The organism is Solwaraspora sp. WMMD792, from assembly GCF_029626105.1.
Classification (GTDB): Bacteria; Actinomycetota; Actinomycetes; order Mycobacteriales; family Micromonosporaceae; genus Micromonospora_E.
In genome coordinates this window covers 6,877,331-6,895,209 of sequence record NZ_JARUBH010000009.1, presented here as the reverse complement: position 1 = coordinate 6,895,209, position 17,879 = coordinate 6,877,331, and the positions used below count along the sequence as shown (strand labels likewise).

Annotated in this window: 15 protein-coding genes and 1 riboswitch; of the genes, 3 read left to right on the top strand and 12 right to left on the bottom strand. The window is 68.3% G+C overall.

Going from position 1 to position 17,879, the window contains the following annotated elements; translation table 11 throughout:
• Positions 1–55 precede the first annotated feature (55 nt).
• Both O7629_RS32095 and O7629_RS32090 read right to left on the bottom strand, forming a co-directional pair.
• Positions 56–1,138: a ribonucleotide-diphosphate reductase subunit beta gene (locus tag O7629_RS32095; RefSeq protein WP_278174021.1), complete on the bottom strand. Its 1,083-nt coding sequence runs from the start codon at positions 1,136–1,138 to the stop codon at positions 56–58.
• Positions 1,135–3,462 carry a ribonucleoside-diphosphate reductase subunit alpha gene (locus O7629_RS32090; protein WP_278174020.1) on the bottom strand — a complete coding sequence of 776 codons (2,328 nt, stop codon included), beginning with the start codon at positions 3,460–3,462 and terminating at the stop codon, positions 1,135–1,137. Before O7629_RS32090 ends, O7629_RS32095 begins: the two co-directional genes overlap by 4 nt.
• 140 nt (positions 3,463–3,602) lie before the next feature.
• Positions 3,603–3,813: riboswitch (cobalamin riboswitch) on the bottom strand.
• Between the two features lie 93 nt (positions 3,814–3,906).
• Between O7629_RS32090 and O7629_RS32085 the strand changes: the two genes are divergently transcribed.
• Positions 3,907–4,461: a hypothetical protein gene (locus tag O7629_RS32085; protein WP_278174018.1), complete on the top strand. Its 555-nt coding sequence runs from the start codon at positions 3,907–3,909 to the stop codon at positions 4,459–4,461.
• Here O7629_RS32085 and O7629_RS32080 read toward each other — a convergent pair.
• Genes O7629_RS32080 through O7629_RS32055 form a run of 6 tightly spaced genes read right to left on the bottom strand, consistent with a single transcriptional unit; the run spans position 4,439 to position 10,221 of the window.
• Positions 4,439–5,410, bottom strand: a complete 972-nt coding sequence (locus O7629_RS32080) for an ROK family protein (protein ID WP_278174016.1) — start codon at positions 5,408–5,410, stop codon at positions 4,439–4,441. The two genes, O7629_RS32085 and O7629_RS32080, sit on opposite strands and share 23 nt — an antisense overlap.
• Complete coding sequence (locus tag O7629_RS32075; protein ID WP_278174014.1) at positions 5,410–6,255, bottom strand: putative N-acetylmannosamine-6-phosphate 2-epimerase; 846 nt, start codon at positions 6,253–6,255, stop codon at positions 5,410–5,412. The genes O7629_RS32080 and O7629_RS32075 overlap by 1 nt, the downstream gene beginning before the upstream one ends.
• Positions 6,252–7,190, bottom strand: a complete 939-nt coding sequence (locus tag O7629_RS32070) for a DUF4434 domain-containing protein (protein ID WP_278174012.1) — start codon at positions 7,188–7,190, stop codon at positions 6,252–6,254. Before O7629_RS32070 ends, O7629_RS32075 begins: the two co-directional genes overlap by 4 nt.
• Before the next feature lie 32 nt (positions 7,191–7,222).
• Positions 7,223–8,044, bottom strand: coding sequence for a carbohydrate ABC transporter permease (locus O7629_RS32065; RefSeq protein WP_278174010.1), 822 nt, complete (start codon positions 8,042–8,044; stop codon positions 7,223–7,225).
• On the bottom strand, positions 8,037–8,942 hold the full coding sequence (locus O7629_RS32060) for a sugar ABC transporter permease (RefSeq protein ID WP_278174007.1): 906 nt from the start codon (positions 8,940–8,942) through the stop codon (positions 8,037–8,039). Before O7629_RS32060 ends, O7629_RS32065 begins: the two co-directional genes overlap by 8 nt.
• The gene (locus O7629_RS32055; protein WP_278174005.1) at positions 8,932–10,221 is read right to left on the bottom strand and encodes an ABC transporter substrate-binding protein; all 1,290 of its coding nucleotides are present in this window, start codon (positions 10,219–10,221) and stop codon (positions 8,932–8,934) included. The genes O7629_RS32060 and O7629_RS32055 overlap by 11 nt, the downstream gene beginning before the upstream one ends.
• Before the next feature lie 125 nt (positions 10,222–10,346).
• Here O7629_RS32055 and O7629_RS32050 point away from each other — a divergent pair, with 125 nt between their 5' ends.
• Positions 10,347–11,069, top strand: coding sequence for a GntR family transcriptional regulator (locus O7629_RS32050; protein WP_278174003.1), 723 nt, complete (start codon positions 10,347–10,349; stop codon positions 11,067–11,069).
• A gap of 114 nt (positions 11,070–11,183) precedes the next feature.
• Here O7629_RS32050 and O7629_RS32045 read toward each other — a convergent pair whose 3' ends face one another.
• The 3 genes from O7629_RS32045 to O7629_RS32035 form a co-directional block, all read right to left on the bottom strand.
• Positions 11,184–12,692: a family 43 glycosylhydrolase gene (locus tag O7629_RS32045; protein WP_278174002.1), complete on the bottom strand. Its 1,509-nt coding sequence runs from the start codon at positions 12,690–12,692 to the stop codon at positions 11,184–11,186.
• Between the two features lie 239 nt (positions 12,693–12,931).
• Positions 12,932–14,329, bottom strand: coding sequence for a glycoside hydrolase family 43 protein (locus O7629_RS32040; RefSeq protein WP_278174000.1), 1,398 nt, complete (start codon positions 14,327–14,329; stop codon positions 12,932–12,934).
• An 81-nt stretch (positions 14,330–14,410) separates the two neighbouring features.
• Positions 14,411–15,775 (bottom strand): family 43 glycosylhydrolase, encoded by a 1,365-nt coding sequence (locus tag O7629_RS32035; protein WP_278174790.1) that lies wholly within the window; start codon positions 15,773–15,775, stop codon positions 14,411–14,413.
• A 13-nt stretch (positions 15,776–15,788) separates the two neighbouring features.
• Here O7629_RS32035 and O7629_RS32030 point away from each other — a divergent pair, with 13 nt between their 5' ends.
• A complete protein-coding gene (locus O7629_RS32030) occupies positions 15,789–16,004 on the top strand; it encodes a hypothetical protein (protein ID WP_278174821.1) in 216 nt (71 codons plus the stop codon).
• Between the two features lie 336 nt (positions 16,005–16,340).
• Here O7629_RS32030 and O7629_RS32025 read toward each other — a convergent pair whose 3' ends face one another.
• The gene (locus O7629_RS32025; protein WP_278173999.1) at positions 16,341–17,879 is read right to left on the bottom strand and encodes an alpha-L-arabinofuranosidase C-terminal domain-containing protein; all 1,539 of its coding nucleotides are present in this window, start codon (positions 17,877–17,879) and stop codon (positions 16,341–16,343) included.

Sequence of the window (17,879 nt, the reverse complement as noted above, 5' to 3'; positions counted from 1 at the left end):
GGACAGTCGGCCGGGCCGGGGTAGCCGGTCGCGGCGGGCCGGGCGGGGACGCGGGTCAGAAGTCGTCGTCGAAGGTGACCGAGCCGGTCACCCCGACCTGGTACGCCGACACCCGCCGCTCGAAGAAGTTGGACAGCTCCTGCACGTCCTGCAACTCCATGAACGCGAACGGGTTCTTCGACCCGTACATCGGTTCGATGCCGAGCACCGCGAGCCGCCGGTCGGCGACGTGCTGCAGATACTCCCGCATGTCGGCCAACGACATCCCGGACACGCCCTGGTCGAGCAGGTCCGCGGCGAACTGCACCTCGCACTCCACCGCCTCGGCCAGCATCTGCCTGACCTGCTGCTCCATTTCGGAGTCGAACAGGTCCGGTTCCTCGGCGCGGACCGTGTCCACCACCTCGAAGGCGAACGCCATGTGCATCGACTCGTCGCGGAACACCCAGTTGGTGCCCGAGGCGAGACCGTGCAGCAGCCCCCGGGACCGCAGGAAGTACACGTACGCGAAGGCGCCGTAGAAGAACAGCCCTTCGATGCAGGCGGCGAAGCAGATCAGGTTGAGCAGGAAGGCCCGCCGGTCGGCGCGGCTACGCAGCTCCCGCAGCTCGAAGATCGAGTCGATCCACCTGAAGCAGAACTCGGCCTTGCGGGCGATCGACGGGATGTTCTCCACCGCCGCGAACGCCGCGAACCGTTCCCGCTCGTCCGGCACGTAGGTGTCCAGCAGGTTCAGGTAGAACTGGACGTGCACCGCCTCCTCGAAGAGTTGCCGGGACAGGTAGAGCCGGCCCTCCGGGGAGTTGACGTGCTGGTAGAGGTTGAGCACCAGGTTGTTCGCGACGATGGTGTCGCCGGTGGCGAAGAACGCGACCAGCCGGGACACCAGGTGCCGCTCGGCAGGCGACAGTCTGGCCAGGTCCGGCAGGTCGGAGTGCAGGTCGACCTCTTCAACCGTCCAGGTGTTCTTGATCGCGTCCCGGAACCGGTCGAAGAACTGCGGGTAGCGCATCGGCCGCAGGGTCAGGTCCATGCCGGGGTCGAGCAGCAGCTGCCGTCGGCCCGCAGCTGCGGCGGCGGTCGCGGTGGCGGCGTCAGCGGTCGCGGCGTCGGTGTTGGTTTCGGAGACGGTGGTCACTGGCAGGCCTCACAGGTTTCGGGGTTTTCCATTGAGCAGGCAGACGCCTCGTCGGCGCTGGCCGCGACGGTCGGCCCGGCGGTCGGCGCGATGCCGACGGTGGCCTGCTGGATCCGGGTCGCCGGGCGCGACCGCAGGTAGTAGGTGGTCTTCAGCCCGGACTTCCAGGCGTAAAGGTACATCGAGGACAGCTTGCCGATGGTCGGCGCGCTGAGGAACAGGTTCAGCGACTGCGACTGGTCGACGTACGGGGCACGGGCGGCGGCCAGGTCGATCAGCGCCCGTTGCGGCAGCTCCCATGCGGTACGGAACAGCTCCCGCACGTCGGCGGGCAGATCCGTGAGGCCCTGCACCGAGCCCTCGGCCCGCTTGATCTGCTCCCGGACCGGCGCCGTCCACAGCCCGCGCGCCTTCAGCTCGCCGACCAGGTAGGTGTTGATCTGCAGGAACTCCCCGGACATGGTTTCGCGTTTGAACAGGTTGGACACCTGCGGCTCGATGCATTCGTAGCAGCCGGCGATCGAGGCGATCGTGGCGGTCGGCGCGATCGCGACCAGCAGCGAGTTCCGCAGACCGTGTGCGGCGATCGTCGACCGGAGTCGGGCCCACCGCTCGGGCTGGCCCGGCTCGGCACCCCACAGGTCCGGGTGCAGCTCGCCCCGGGCGGCCCGGGTCTCGGCGTACGCCGGATGCGGGCCAAACCGTTCGGCGAGCCCGGCGGAGGTTTCCAGCGCGGTCAGGAAGATCTCCTCCTGGACGCGAGTGGACAGCTCCCGGGCCGGCGCCGAGTCGAACGGTAGCCGCAGCGTGAAGAACGCGTCCTGCAGGCCCATCAGCCCCAGCCCGACCGGCCGCCAGCGCGGGTTCGACGCCGCCGCCTGCACCGCCGGGTAGTAGTTGATGTCGATCACCCGGTCCAGGAACACCACGGCGGTACGGACCGTGGCGCGCAGCTTGTCCCAGTCGACGCCGTCGGCGGTGACGTGCGCGCCGAGGTTGATCGACCCGAGGTTGCACACCGCGGTCTCGGTGTCGCTGTTGACCTCGAGGATCTCGGTGCACAAATTGGACAGGTGGATCGTGTTGCCCGGCTCGCCGGTCTGGTTGGACAGCCGGTTCGCGGCGTCCTTGAACGTCATCCAGCCGTTACCGGTCTGCGCCAGGGTGCGCATCATCCGCCCGTACAGGTCGCGGGCCTTGACCGTCCGGACCGCCTTCTTCTCCGCCGCGCGGTACGCCTCGTCGAACGCCTCGCCGTACAGGTCCGGCAGCTCGGGGGCGTCGGACGGGTCGATCAGCGACCAGTCGGCGTCCGCCTCGACCCGCCGCATGAACTCGTCCGGGATCCAGTTGGCCAGGTTCAGGTTGTGGGTGCGCCGGGCGTCCTCGCCGGTGTTGTCCCGCAACTCCAGGAACTCCTCGACGTCCGGATGCCACGGCTCCAGGTAGACGCAGGCGGCGCCCTTGCGGCGGCCGCCCTGGTTGACCGCCGCGACCCCGGCGTCGAGCGTCTTGAGGAACGGCACGATGCCGTTCGACCTGCCGTTGGTGCCCCGGATCAGCGCGCCCCGGCCACGGATCCGCGACCAGGAGATGCCGATCCCGCCGGAGAACTTCGACAGCTTCGCCACCTGGTGGTAACGCTCGTAGATCGAGTCGAGCTCGTCGCGCGGCGAGTCGACCAGAAAGCACGACGACATCTGGGTGTGCCGGGTGCCCGAGTTGAACAACGTCGGTGAGCTGGGCAGATAGGCCAGGCTGGAGATCAGCCGGTAGAAGTCGATCGCCTCGGCCGGCGTCTGGGACAGCCCGCACGCCACCCGCAGCAGCCAGTACTGGGGCGTCTCCACCACCAGCCGGGTCTGCGGATGCCGCAGCAGGTAACGGTCGGCCACCGTACGCAGCCCGAAGTACTCGAAGCGCAGGTCGCCGTCGACGTCGACGGCGTCGTCGAGTTTGCGGGTGTTGCGGGCGACGAAGGCGGCGGTGTCGTCGCCGATCAGCCCGAGGCCGTGGGCGTATCGGATCGACTGGCTGAAGCTGGCCACCTGCTGGCCGCGGACCTCCTTGTCCACGTAGGCGGCGAGCAGCCGGGCCGCCAGTTTCGAGTACTGCGGCTCCTCGCCGATCAGCTCCGCCGCCGTCTGGATGGACAGTTTGTCCAGCTCGGCGGTTGTCGCCCCGTCGTACAGTCCGCTGATCGTCCGGGTCGCCACCCGCAGCGGGTCGACCTCGTCCAGGTCGGCGACCCAGTGTTCGACCGCCTTGACGATCTTGTTGACGTCCACCGGTTCGGTGTCGCCGTTGCGCTTGCGTACCTGCATCGGTTCCCCTCGTCGTGCCTGTCCACCGGTCGACGGACACGCGGGGAGGACGCCACCGGTCACCCACCTGGCGGTCTGCTCCGCCGGCGTGGACCGGTCGTCGGCGTCGGCCGTCCCGCGCGGCCTTCGACCACCGCACGCGACGCGTGCGGCACGCTGGCAGGTCTTCGGACTCGTGGGCGTCGTGCTCGTACCTACTGGCCGTCGCTTCCCGGACCCGCCACGGGTCCAGTGCTCGGTGACGGCGGTCGTTCCCACTCACCGCTGCGGGGCAGTCCCGGACTCACACCGGGTTCCCTCTTACCTCGACCACCGCCGAGGGGCGGCCGAACCAGCTGCGGGGTACACCATATATGGGAGCAAGCCAGAAGACGCAACACCAGATACTGTGTTCGGCGTGTCGCGGCGTCGGGTGCACCGGGTGCAAGGAGGAGGGTCCGTCGGGTGAGAAGCGTGCTATGGGGTCTGTACGGGGCGGTGCTCGGCGCCCTGCTCGTCGGCGTCGTCGGGGTGCTCAGCATCCAGGCGACCGGGCTGCGGGCCGGTGCGGTCTTCGACCTGAACAACACCCTGGCCGGGATCACCTCGCCACAGACCCCGTACCTGCCGATGCTCGGAATCGCGGCCGTGAGCAGCCTGGCGGTATGGGCGCTGACCGTCGGGCCCCGGCGACGGCCCCGACTGTGCCGGGTGGGCCTGGTCGTCGGCTTCAGCACGTCGACCGTGGCGCTGATCGCCCTGTCGTTCGTCATCGCACCGGACATCGACGCGCAGCGCGAACTGCTGCTGGGCGTCATGCCGGGCTGGCCGGGCTGGATCCACAGAGGAGGCGGCGAGTCCGCCGTACACCTGCTGGTGGCCCTGGCGATCGGATCGCTGTGGCTCTGTCCAGACCGACAACCGGCCCAGCCCACCGCGGCCAGCGGCGGCGGTACGGGCGGACAAGGTGGCGACGCGGCGACTGGCGCCGAGCCCGTCATCGACCTCGGCCGGCGCTGATCCGGCCGGTGAGGACCCGGCCGGCGAGTAGCGCGGCGCCGGCCAGCACAGCGGCGTCGCCGAGCCGGGCGGTACGCACCGGCAGCCGGTCGATCCCGGGCAGCGCCGCCGCGTGCAGCGCGGCGCGCACGCCGGCGACGAACCGGTCGCCGAGTCCGACGACGCCGCCACCGAGGACGACCACCTCGGGATCGAGCAGGTTGGCGGCGGTTGCCAGCCCTTCGCCCAGCACCCGGGCGGCCAGGTCGGTCACCTCGACCGCGACCGGATCACCGCCGGCAGCCGCCGCCGCCGCGACCTCCTCCAGGGGCGGTGCCGCGCCGCGACCGGTCCGGGCCGCGTACTCGGCGGCGATCGCCGGGCCGGCCGCGTACGCCTCGACGTGGTCGACCGCGCCGCAACCGCAACGTCGGCCGAGGTGCCGGGCGGCCGGCAGATGCCCGACGCTGCCGGCGAACCCGTGCCGGCCCACCACCACGTCGCCGCCGACCACGATCGCGCCGCCGATGCCGGTGCCGGCGGCGACGACGAGCGCGTCCCGGGCGTCGGCGGCGGCGCCGCACCATGCCTCACCGGCGGCCATCGCGTGTACGTCGTTGCACACCACGACCGGCAGGCCGAGGGCGGCGGTGAACGCTGCCCGCACGTCGGTGCCCCGCCAGCCGGGCAGGGTGTCGGTGGCGTGGGTGACCCGACCCGCCGGGTCGACGGCGCCAGCAGTGCCGACCCCGCAGGCGACCGGGGTTCCAGCCGCGTCCCGCCCGGCCTGACGAGCCACATCGATCGCGGCGGCGAGTACCGCGGTGGCGCCCTCGGCGGCCGGCGTCGGCACCCGGCGCAGTGGGCCGACAGCGCCGTCGACGCCGACGAGCGCGGCGGCGATCTTCGTACCTCCGATGTCGACACCGATGGTGACCGGACCGCCGGTGCCGGCCATGGCTGCCGCCATCAGTGCTGCCCAGCCAGGCTGGCCGAACTGTCTGCGCCGGCGGCACCGGTCGGGCCGGTCGGGCCGGTCGGGCTGGTCGGGCTGGCCGGGCGTGGAGCGGCTGCGGCGAGGCCCCGGGTCAGCGCGACCGGGTCGGTGATCGCGGTTCCGACGACCGTCGCGTACGCGCCTGCGGCGAAGGCGGCACGCACCTGGTCGGGGGTGGCGAACCGGCCCTCGGCGACGACGCGGACCCCGGCGGCGGTGAGCGCCGCGACGAGGTCGAGGTCGGGGGCCTCCTGCCGTGGGCTGTCCGGGGTGTACCCGGACAGTGTGGTGGCCACCAGGTCCGCGCCGGCCGCCCAGGCGGCGGTGCCCTGGTCGACGGTTGCCACGTCGGCCATCACGGGCAGGCCGAGCTGCCCGTGGACGCGGGCGACCAGGGCGTCGACCGGCAGCTCGCCCCGTCCGGTGGCCTCGACGGCGACGACGTCGGCACCGGCGGCGGCGAGCGATTCGACCAGCTCCCAGCGTGGGGTGATCAGGTCGCGGTCAGCGGCCCGCTCCTTGTGCAGCGCGATCACCGGAAGATCCACTACGGACTTCACGGCCCGTACGTCGTCGGGGTGGTTGACCCGCACGGCGGCGGCACCACCGAGGGCGGCGCACGCGGCGAGCCGGGCGATGACCGACGGCACCCGCAGCGGATGCCCCTCGGGGGCCTGGCAGGAGACGACCAGGCCGCCGGCGATCGCCGCCACCGGATCCAGCCGCAGGGCCGCCGGGTCCTGCGGCGGGGCCATCGGGTCCAGCTGCGGCGCCGCCGGGTCGTGCGGCGGGGTCACCGGGTCCTGCGACGGGATCATCGGGCACCCCGGGAGGTGAGGAACTCGCCGTAGCGGTCGTAGAGGTTGCGGGCCGCCGGCCACACCGAGTTGGGGCTGAGGAAGTGGGAGAACTCGAAGGTAATGATCTTCTCCATGTACGGTTGGACCGCGTCGAGCTTGTGCGCGAGCTTGCGCCAGTCGGTCGGGGGGAACCGGATCGGCATGTCCCGGTCGAAGGTCTCGATGTTGGCCCAGGAGGCGATGCCGTGCCGGCTCGCCGCCTCGGCGGTCGCGGCGAAGTACTCGGCCGAGCGGGCCAGCTCCACGGTGCCGTCCTGGAACGCACAGTAGTCGACGAGTCCGGCGTACCGCTGGAAGATCTCCTCCCAGATCCGCACGTGCTCCTCGGGCGAGCGGGGCCGCTGCCGGGGGTCGGTGCTGGTGGCCATGTCGGCGCGGCCGTGGAAGAACGGCGACACCAGGATCGGCAGCTCGCTGATCTCGCGCAGCCGGGCCGCGAGGGTGGTGTTGATGTCGAGGATCCGCAGACTGGTGTCGGTGGTCTCGTGCGGCAGGTACCAGCCGCGCAGCGCCGGTGACCCGCCGTACCGCTGCCACATCTCGTCGATGACGGCGAGGTTGATGTCGACCTCGGTCCGCCAGTCGTAGCGGTACCAGTGGTAGTGCGAGTCGTACAGGCCGAGGAAGAAGTCGATGTTGCGTTCGGCGGCGAGGTCGAGGAAGAGCTGGACCAGGTCGACGTGGACCGGCAGCGCGGGCAGCCGGTCGGTAACCGCCCGGCTCGGGCAGGCCAGCCGCTCGCCCAGGCCGAGCCGGATGAGCACGACGGTGTCGATCCCGGCTTCGACGAAGGTGTCGAACTCGCGGGCCCATTCCCGCTCGCCCCAGTTCTGGGACGGGATGTCGACGCTGATTTCGTCGAGGAAGGTGCCGCTGATCGCCTGGTACGGCATGGACGTTCCTTTCGCGGTTGGTGCGGCTGCGGTCACTTCAGTCCCTTCGTCGCGATGCCCTCGACGAAGTACCGCTGCCCGAGCAGGAAAATGATCAAGGCGGGGAGGGTGAACATGACGCTGGCCGCCATCAACGGGCCCCAGTCGACGCCGTGCTCGGAGAAGAACGCATACAGCCCGACCGACAGCGTGTACTGGCTGCTGTCGCTGAGGTAGATGAGTGGGTTGAGGAAGTCGGTCCAGGTCCAGACGAACTGGAACACCGCCACGGTGGCCAGCGCCGGCCGGGCCAGCGGAAGCACGATCCGCCAGTAGACCCGGAACTCCGAGGCACCGTCGAGCCGCGCCGCGTCGAGCAGTTCGTCCGGAATCCCGACGAGGAACTGGCGGAGCATGAAGATGAAGAACGGGATGCCGAAGAAGCTCGGCACGATCAACGGGAAGTAGGTGCCGACCAGGCCGAGCTTGTTCCACAGCAGGTACAGCGGGACGAGGGTCACCTGCGGCGGCAGCATCATCGAGCCGAGGACGAGCGCCAGCATCAGGCCACGTCCGGGCCAGTGCAGCTTCGCCAGGGAGTACGCCACCAGCGGGCAGGACACCAGGCTGCCGACGACGCAGAGCCCGGAGACCAGCAGGGTGTTGCCGAGGTAGCGCCAGAACGGCATCGCCGACAGGGCCGCCTCGAAGTTGCCGAACTCCCACTGCTCGGGCAGCAGCCGGGGCGGCAGCGAGAACACCTCGGTGGGCGGTTTCAGGGCGGTGCCGATCATGACGATGAACGGGAACAGCATGCCGAGCGCGATCGCCCAGACGAGCGCGTGGCGGCCGGCGAACCGCGCTTTTCTATCCATAGTGAACCCATCGCCGCGAGGTGAGCATCAGGACCGCGGTGACCGCGAGCGTGACGAGGAACAGCACCCAGGCCAGCGCCGACGCGTAGCCCATCTTCAGGAACACGAACGCGTTCTGGTACACGTACATCCCGTAGGTCAGCAGCGAGTCGTCGGGGCCGCCGGCAGCCGCGTTGAGCCGGGTCTGCGCCAGCAGGTACGGCTGGGTGAACAGCTGCAGGCTGGTGATCAGCCCGACGATCAGCTGGAACAGGGTCACCGGGCTGATCGCCGGCCAGGTCACCGCCCGGAACCGCTGCCACGGCCCGGCCCCGTCGACCAGCGCCGCCTCGTAGGTCTCGCTCGGCACGTCCTTGAGCGCGGCCAGGTAGATGACGGTCGTGCCGCCGACCATCCACAGCCCGATCAGGATGATCGCCGGCTTGGTGAACGTCGGGTCCTCCAACCAGTTCGGCTGCGGCAGGTGCAGCAGGCCGAGGATCCGGTTGAAGTAGCCGTACTGGGCGTTGAGCAGCCAACGCCAGACGTACACGCTGACCACGATCGGGATGATCGTCGGCAGGTAGACGATGGCCCGGTACAGCGGCAGGCCGCGTACCCGCGAATTGAGCGCCAGGGCGAACCCCAGCGACAGCGCCAGCGCGAGCGGTACGCCGAACACGGTCAGATACAGCGTGTTGAACAGTGCCTTGGTGAACCGCTCGTCACCGACCATGGTGCGGTAGTTGTCGACGCCGACGAAGGTCGGCGGCTGGAACAGGTTGAAGTCGGTGAAGCTGTAGTACCCGGACGCGACGATCGGTCCGAGGATCAGCACCACGAAGCCGACCAGCCAGGGGCTCGCGAACGCCAGCCCCAACCGGAGCTGGCGTCGCGAGGTCGTGGACCTACGGGGCATAGGAGCTGGCCTTGTCCGCCACGTCGGCGAGTCCCTCGGCGGGCGACGTGCGTTGCTGGGCGATGTCGTCGAAGGCCTGACCGAGGTCGCTGGTGTACTCGGCGGACCACGGCGTGCTGGCCAGCGACTGGGCGTTCGGGCTGCGCAGGGCGTCGAGCCAGGTCGAGAACTGCGGCAGGGTGTCGTAGCGCGGGTCGTCGAGCAGCGAGATCCGGGCCGGCAGGTTGCCCAGCGCCAGGGTGAACCGGACCATGGCGTCCTCGGAGAGCAGGTACTTCATGAACTCCCACGCCTCCTCGGGGTGCTTGGCGTTGCGCGGGATGAACAGCGTGCTGGTGGTGACCTGGGTGGTGCCGGCGAGCTCCGGCTGCGCCGCCGGGTACGGCAGCGGCGCCACGCCCCAGTCCAGGTTGGGGGCGTACTGGTCGATGAACACCGACTGCCACTCGCCGTCGATGATGGTGGCCACCTTGTCGACGTAGAACGGGTTCTGCGCGGAGGCGTACTCGCCGAAGCCGGAGGTGAAGTCACGGACTTCCGCCACGCCGTACGTGCCGGGGATGTTCTCGGTGTAGAACTCCAGGCCGGCGACGTTGCCGGGGTCGGCCGGGGTGGGCCGGCCGGACTGGTCGTCCCAGGCGCCGCCGAACATGAAGCCGAGCGTGGTGAACGATGTGTTGATCTCGGCGTTGGCGTAGCCGAGCTGGGTGATCGTGCCGTCGGCGTCCCGCTTGGTGAGCTTGGCGATCTGCTCCGCCCACTCCTCGGTGGTCTCCGGCGGACCGTCGATGCCAGCCTCGGCGTAGAGCTTCTTGTTGTACATCAGCATCTGCGCGTGCAGGGCGATCGGCATCGAGTAGGTCTGGCCCTCGTACATCATCTGGGACATCGCCGCCGGCACGAAGTCGTCGGTGTCGAGCCCGTCGGCCTCGATGAAGTCGTCCAGCGGGGCCAGGATGCCCTTGCTGGCCCAGGCCCCGACGCCGTTGCCGAAGTGGTCGGAGATGTCGAAGCTGCCCTGCGCGCCGGACATCGACGTCAGCTGCTTCTGGAAGTCCGGGTTGGAGACCCCTCGGACCTCGATCTCGTCCTGGCTGGCGTTGAAGTCGGCGATGACTTCCTCGAGCGCCTCGGCCTCCGCACCGGCCCACAGGTAGGAGAAGACCACCTCGACCTTGTCGTCGTCGCCGCCGTCCGAGCCGCCACAGGCACCGAGCGCTGTGGCGAGTACGCCGGCCACCGCCGCGGCGGTGGCCCGCCGGAAAGATTCGCGTCTCACGTGCACCTCCAAAGATCATCTCTGGTCTAGTCCAATTGTCAGTGCGGGTAGCGTAGACCGGCAGGCAGCGTCGCGCTAGTATCATTTTGGTTTAGACCAGCCGCCCCCTGGAGCTGACACCTCGGATGACCGCGACCAAGCACGAGCTGCTCCGCAGCCACCTGCAGAACCTCATCGAACGCGAGCTCGCCCCGGACGAACGGTTGCCCACCGAGCGCGAACTGGCCCAGGAGTTCGGCGTCAGCCGGATGACCGTGCGTCAGGCCCTCGAACGCCTGGAAAACGAGCGGCGCGTCTACCGGGTACGCGGCGCCGGCACCTTCGTGGCCCGACCGGCCATCACGAAGAGCATCGAACTCACGTCATTCAGCGACGACATGCGTCGCCGCGGCCTGACCCCAGGTTCGCACCTACGCACCGCCGAGTCGATACCGGCCGGCGCGAACGTCGGCTTCGCGCTGGGCCTGAGCCCGGCGGACGAGGTGGTGCACCTGGAACGGGTCCGCACCGCCGACGGCGTCCCGATGTGCATCGAGCACACCTACCTCTCGGCCGCGCTCGTCCCAAAGCTGCTCGACCGGCCGTTCGACAACTCGCTCTACGACCTGCTCCGGGACCACTACCACATCCGGCTCGTCCGGGCGGAGCAGTCCATCCGGGCCACGGTCCTGGACGAGGCGACAGCCACCCTGCTGCAGGTGCCGGCCTTCAGCCCGGCCCTGCTGGTCGAGCGGACCGCCTACGACCAGCGGGACCGCCCGGTGGAACGGGCCATGTCGACGTACCGGGGCGACCGCTACGCCTTCGAGATCGAGGTGGTCCGCCCGACCACGGACGGCACCGGCTGACCGCCCGGCTCCCGCGTCGGACGTCCGTCCGCCATACACCGGAGTCGAAGCTGGTCCCGGTGGGCACCGCGAAGGTGTCCACCGGGACCAGCTGGATCAGTACACGCGGCCGGATCAGTACACGTAGGGCCAGGCAGCCGCGTCGTAGCCGATGCGGTTGATGCCGAGCAGCGCCGCGCCGTTGTTGGCGTAGTAGTGGTAGAAGAGGTAGTCACCGTCGCTGTCAGCGAGGACCGCCTGGTGACCAGGGCCGTTGATGCCGCCGTGCGAGGCGAGAATCTGGGTGCCCCCACCCGAGAGCATGTCCCGGCCGGCGCGGTCGACAAACGGACCGGTCGGGCTGGCCGACCGGCCGACCATGATCCGGTACGTGCTGTTGGCCCCTTGGCAGCAACGGTCGAACGAGACGTACAGGTAGTACCAGGCACCTCGCTTGACCATCACGGGTGCTTCGATGCCTGGGCCGTAGTTGGCGAGACTGTGCATCGCCGTGCCGAGCCGCCGTCCGGTGGCCGGGTCGATCTGGATCATCTTGATGCCCGACCAGAACGAGCCGAAGCTCAACCACCACCGGCCCTGGTCGTCCACGATGAGGTTCGGATCGATCGCATTGAAGTTGTCCGAGGTGCGCGACTCGACGACGAGGCCTTCGTTGGTCCAGCTCCCGGACGCGCCGGTGGTGCTGGTCGCCAGGAAGATCGCCGATCGGTTGGAGCCGAAGGTCGACGCCGAGTAGTACAGGTAGTAGCGGCCGTTGCGGTAGGACAGGTCGGGGGCCCACAGATTACGTGCACCGCCGGTGTACGTGGTGGTCCACGGGGCCCCGGCGGGGAAGACCATGCCGGCGTTTCGGAAGGTGACCCGGTCCGTGGAGGTCTTCAGCGCGATGTTGTCACCGGTGTGTGCGACGAGGTACGTGCCGTCGGGTCGGTTGACCACCGTGGGATCGTGGACGCCGACGTCTCCGGAGACCCTGCCCGGCTGAGGGTAGGCCGGTGGTGGTGTCCCCGTCGGCGGAGTTGGCACGGTGGTCCCACCGGGCGTGGTGGGCGTCGTACCGCCCAGCCGGATCAGCTGCCACTGCTGGTTGGTGCCGTCCAGATCCGCATACCCGGCCAGCCGGCCACCATCCGCCGTCGACCACTCCCACACATCAATGACCTTGCTCGACTGCCGGTTCACGAACCGCACGAAACCACCAGCCGAATCCACCAACCGAAACTGCTGCGTAGCCGACCCCCGATCAGTGGACTGCACCAACTGCGTCCCATCCGCCGCACTCGGCAACTCCAGCACCTTCCCACTGTGCCGCGACCGCACCTTGTAGAACCCACCACCAGCATCCACGAACTGCCACTGCTGCACCGCAAGATCATTACGCGCCCACTGATTCACCGGCGCGTTCTCCGCCGTCGACCAGTCATACACATCCATCGCCTTACCACTGTGCCGATTCACAAACACATACGACGCCGACGTGTCCACCGGTGCCGCCGACGCCGACGGCAACCCGAACACCACCCCCGTACCCGCCAACACCAACACCGCCGCACCCGCGACGACCCCCACCCGCACACCACGCCACCGCGAACCCACCCGCGGCACCCGATCCAACCTCGTCATCGAAACCTCCTTCATCGAGTCGGTACGGCCTCGAATTTGGTGGTCAACTGAAAACGCAGGTGACCGAAACCGCACCAAGAGTGAAACTGTGGTTTTGCCGGATCGCGCTCACCAACTCGACGAACAGCTGGTCGGAACACGATCACGATGCGACGGCACCCGGGGCGGACAACGCCGCTGTCTCCACGGGACGAGCCGGGTCGACGTCGCGTACCGCGCCACCGACCCGGGCGTTCCGCTCAGTACCCGATCTGGAACGTGGCGTCCGCACGGTCGGCCGCACTCGACGAGTTGGTGAGCGGGTCGATACGTAGGACATAGCTGGCGTGGCGAATGTAGTAGTCAGAGAAGTTGTGCGAGCGGAACGAGCTCCATCCGGAGTCCGCGAGCCCGGCCGTCCGGTAGAAGGTGGCATCGCCGGCGAATACGGCGGAACCGTCGTTGGCAGCCAGGCCCAGGACGTAGTTGCTGTGCCGCAGGTACTGACCGGGGTAGTTGACCGACTCGAACGACACTCCCGAGGAGTTCGCCAGGCCGGGCCGCAGGCGCCACTGGGCGTCGGCGTAAGGGTCGAACGGATACGGGTCGATCCGTACCGCGTAATTGGCGTGCCGGATCAGGTGGTCCGGGAAGTTGTACGACTTGATCCGGTTCCAGGCAGGTGCCCCCCACCGCGACAGCATCGCCGCCTGCTCAGCGGTGGTGATCGGCGCGATGGTGGGATGCTTGGCATTGAGCGGTTGGGTGTAGCGTTCCTTGCCAAGTGGCGTCCAGCTGTTGCTGTTGATGTCGCCGCTACGCCACACGTACAGTTCACCGTTGTTCGGGGAGAACGAATCACCCCAGAGAAACCATTCGTCACGGTCGTTGGCCTTGACCACGATGGGCGCCTCGATACCACCGTTGACGACGCCACTGGTGTACGTACCCCGGTCGAAGCTACGCGGGGCGAGGCTGCCGGACCGGGCGCCGTATAGCCGGCCGTCGGTGAAGCTCTTGTAGTACAGGTAGTTCATGCCGCTGCCGACGTGCATGGTGGCGTCCAACACGTCGAAACCCGGGTCGAAGTACAGCTGGTGAGCGCTCACGGTACGGAAGTCCGTGGTGTAGTTGACGTAGAAGGCGTCCCGGCTGCCGCTCCTGGCGGAGTACAGGATCCCGTACTGGCCCCTTGATGAGTCCCAGAACGCCTCCGGTGCCCAGGTATGGGTCGGCATCGTATGCATCCGCACCCGGCGGTAGCCGGTGAAGCTCAGCAGGTCAGAAGAGTCCCAGATGTGGATGTACTGGTTCTGCTGGGTGAAGTCCTTTCCGTTGAGGTCGGTGGCGAGCACCACGAAGGTGTCGTCCTGCTTGCGCATGATGAACGGGTCGCGCAGACCGCCCGTGCCGGCGGTGGGTGTGACGACCGGGTTGTTCTGGTTTAGCGGGGTCCAGTGCAGACCGTCGGTGCTGACGGCCAGATGAAGACCGTAGTTGTCGGCCAGCGACGAGGGCGACTCGGTGAAGTAGCCCATGACGTAGCCGCCGTAGGGCGGAACGGCCAAGGCCGGTGTCGCACCACGGAGCAGGATGTCGGTGCCAGCGACCACCGCGGCGGACGCTCCGGTAGCCAGCAGGGTGCGTCGAGAAACCATCGAACTACTCATCTCCGGCCCGGCGAGGCGGACCTGGTACGGGGATCTGAGTGGGCGTACCGCCTGGGACACGGGGGCGGTTCATTCGCCTGAGGGAGCGGTAAGAGTGACCCCGAGCTGGACAGGCGTGCCGAAATTGGGGGTACCATCCGCGTTCCAGGTGAACTTCTGAGCTCGGGTGGACCGGTTCATGTCGCAGCCGCCGCCAGCCGAGTCGTTGGCGTGGTAGACGATCCAGTCCTCGGTGCCGTCGGGCGACTTGAAGAACCCGTTGTGCCCGGGAGCGTAGACGCCGTTGGCGTTGTCGCGCTGGAACACCGGGTTCGGTGCCTTTGTCCAGTGCCCCGGGTTGAGTGGGTCACTGCCGGTGAAGGTGAGCAGGCCGAGCTTGTAGTCCGGACCCCAGCAGGCACTCGCCGAGTAGACGATCATTGTGCGCCCGTCGTGGTACAGCGGCTCCGGCCCTTCGTTGACCGGATGGGTCTGGCGCTCCCAGGACAGGGTGGGGGAGCTCAGTCGGACCCGTGGGCCACTCAGCGTCCAGGGGTTGCTCATCGGCGTGATGAACAGGCTCTGCCCGTAGCTGCCGCCGGCATTGTACGTACCCATCAGGTAGAGCCGGTTGTTGACCGTCAGGATGCTCGCGTCGAGCTGCCAGTCGCTGCCCAGATCGGCCTTGAACGTGTACGGTCCCATCGGGTCGGTCCCGGCGCTCTCGAGTACGTGCAGCCGTTGCGTCGGGTTGAAGTCGGCCACGTTCTGCCCGGCCGTGTAGTAGAAGTACCACCGTGGTCCATTAGGTCCGTTGATCAGGTGGAACTCCGGTGCCCACATGTTGCAGCAGCCGTTGGGCCGGCCGGCCAGGTTGAAGATCACCTGATCCGGGGCCGTCGCCAGCCCAGCGAGGGTGGTGGACCGGCGCATGGTGATCGTCGAGTTCCACGTCGTCGTGGCCAGGTAGTACACGCCGTTGTGCACCTGGAGCCACGGGTCGGGCCCGTTGCGCTTGATCGGGTTGGTGAACGTCCGGGCGGTCCCGCCGCCCAGCCGGATCAGCTGCCACTGCTGGTTGGCGCCGTCCAGATCCGCATACCCGGCCAGCCGGCCACCATCCGCCGTCGACCACTCCCACACATCAATGACCTTGCTCGACTGCCGGTTCACGAACCGCACGAAACCACCAGCCGAATCCACCAACCGAAACTGCTGCGTAGCCGACCCCCGATCAGTGGACTGCACCAACTGCGTCCCATCCGCCGCACTCGGCAACTCCAGCACCTTCCCACTGTGCCGCGACCGCACCTTGTAGAACCCACCACCAGCATCCACGAACTGCCACTGCTGCACCGCAAGATCATTACGCGCCCACTGATTCACCGGCGCGTTCTCCGCCGTCGACCAGTCATACACATCCATCGCCTTACCACTGTGCCGATTCACAAACACATACGACGCCGACGTGTCCACCGTCGCCGCCGACGCCGACGGCAACCCGAACACCACCCCCGTACCCGCCAACACCAACACCGCCGCACCCGCGACGACCCCCACCCGCACACCACGCCACCGCGAACCCACCCGCGGCACCCGATCCAACCTCGTCATCGAAACCTCCTTCATCGAGTTCGACACGGCCTACTACACCAACATTATATTGTTGTTGGTCGATATCTAGGGTGACAGTTCACCACCCGGGAGGGAGTGACCGTCTCCGCCGAATCGACCGCCCGCGCAGACGGCGCGCGCACGCCTACGGATCGCAACAGGATCATTACGCTCGCGTTACTTCAATTGTTCGCGTTAACATCGACCCCTGTCAAGCGCCTAACGCTTTGACTTCGGTCGATTTTTTCAGGTAGTGCGACCGCCATGGAACGCACCGATACCAGTCACATGGATACCGCCGCCGACAGTCCGAGACAGGGGTCAAGCGCAGCGGCAGGCGACGTCCGGCACCGAGCTGCCGGACACCGCCGCGCTGTATCGTCGGCCCAGTCGCCGATGGTGGGAATCAGCCGTCGCTCAGCCCGTCGGTGGACCGGATCGACGAGCACTGCACGGCTGTCCACGACACCGGCGGCAGCACGATCCGGACACCGCCAGGATGCGTCGAGACCTGCCGGTTGGTGCGCAGCCCCACCCGGTCCGGGCGTCCCGCGGTGTTGGTGGCCCGGATGTCGTCGTCGTGCAGAGTCGACGCTTCCACACTCCAGGCTCCCGCGCCGAACCGACTCAGGTCGATGGTGAGTTCCACCGACCGGGCCTGGTCACGGTTGACGACAAACGCCGCCACGACGTCCGTCGCCGCGTCATAGGTGGCGACCGCGTCGACCACCGGGGCAGCGCCGTAACGGTCAGTCTGGTACGCGGGGCCGTCCACCACCGTACGCAGGACGTCGCCGCGGGCCAGTGCGGCCGTTCGGGCGAACGGATGGAAGATGGTCTGCCGCCAGGCGGGCCCGCCGGGTTCGGTGCGGATCGGGGCGATCACGTTGACCAGTTGAGCCTGGCACGCGGCAGTCACCCGGTCGCTGTGCCGCAGCAGGGAGATGAGCAGGTTGCCGACCACCACGGCGTCGGCGACGTTGTACTCGTCCTCGATGACCCGCGGGGCGACCCGCCAGTCGTCGACCGGCGGCTGGTTCTGGAAGCGGGAGAGATACCAGACGTTCCACTCGTCGAACGACAGTTGGATCTTCTTCTTGCTACGCAGCCGGGCGCCGATGCTGTCGGCGGTGGCGACGACGCTGTTGACGAAGTGGTCCATGTCGGTGGCGCAGGCGAGAAAGGACCCGACGTCACCGTCGTGTTCCTCGTAGTAGGCGTGGCACGAGACGTAGTCCACCAAATCATAGGTGTGCTCCAGGACAGTGGCTTCCCACGAGCCGAACGTCGGCATCGTGGAACCGGAGCTTCCGCAGACAATCAGTTCCAGGTCCGGTTCCGCCGCGCGCAGCGCCCGAGCGGTGGCGGCAGCGAGCTGCCCGTACGCCTCGGCGCTTTTGTGACCAAGCTGCCACGGACCGTCGAGTTCGTTGCCCAGGCACCACATCCGGATGCCGTACGGCTTGTCCGCGCCGTTGGCCCGTCGCAGTTCGGCCAGGTGGGTGCCGCCGGAGTGGTTGACGTACTCGTGTACGTCGAGAGCCTCCTGCACTCCCCTGGTGCCCAGGTTCACCGCGTACATGATCTCGACGTCCGCCTTGTCGGCCCACCGGACGAACTCGTCGATGCCGATCTCGTTCGTCTCGATGCTGCGCCAGGCGAGATCGCGTCGACGGGGGCGCTGGTCCCTCGGCCCGACCCCGTCCTCCCACCGGTACCCCGAGACGAAGTTGCCACCCGGGTAGCGGACCACCGTGACACCGAGTTCGCGGGTCAGGGCCAAGACGTCGGTCCGGAACCCGTCCGCGTCGGCGGACGGGTGACCGGGCTCGTAGATTCCGGTGTAGACACACCGCCCCATGTGCTCGACGAACGTACCGAAGGTGCGGCGGTTGACCGGGGCCACGACGGCGGCCGGATCCAGGGCGAGGCGAGCGAGGTGCAT

Excerpts from the sequence above, each read along its gene's own strand:
- O7629_RS32090 (WP_278174020.1), bottom strand. The coding sequence starts at position 3,462 with ATGCAGGTACGCAAGCGCAACGGCGACACCGAACCGGTGGACGTCAAC.
- O7629_RS32080 (WP_278174016.1), bottom strand. The coding sequence starts at position 5,410 with ATGGCGGCAGCCATGGCCGGCACCGGCGGTCCGGTCACCATCGGTGTC.
- O7629_RS32075 (WP_278174014.1), bottom strand. The coding sequence starts at position 6,255 with ATGATCCCGTCGCAGGACCCGGTGACCCCGCCGCACGACCCGGCGGCG.
- O7629_RS32070 (WP_278174012.1), bottom strand. The coding sequence starts at position 7,190 with ATGCCGTACCAGGCGATCAGCGGCACCTTCCTCGACGAAATCAGCGTC.
- O7629_RS32065 (WP_278174010.1), bottom strand. The coding sequence starts at position 8,044 with ATGGATAGAAAAGCGCGGTTCGCCGGCCGCCACGCGCTCGTCTGGGCG.
- O7629_RS32060 (WP_278174007.1), bottom strand. The coding sequence starts at position 8,942 with ATGCCCCGTAGGTCCACGACCTCGCGACGCCAGCTCCGGTTGGGGCTG.
- O7629_RS32050 (WP_278174003.1), top strand. The coding sequence starts at position 10,347 with ATGACCGCGACCAAGCACGAGCTGCTCCGCAGCCACCTGCAGAACCTC.
- O7629_RS32045 (WP_278174002.1), bottom strand. The coding sequence starts at position 12,692 with ATGACGAGGTTGGATCGGGTGCCGCGGGTGGGTTCGCGGTGGCGTGGT.
- O7629_RS32040 (WP_278174000.1), bottom strand. The coding sequence starts at position 14,329 with ATGGTTTCTCGACGCACCCTGCTGGCTACCGGAGCGTCCGCCGCGGTG.
- O7629_RS32025 (WP_278173999.1), bottom strand. The coding sequence starts at position 17,879 with ATGCACCTCGCTCGCCTCGCCCTGGATCCGGCCGCCGTCGTGGCCCCG.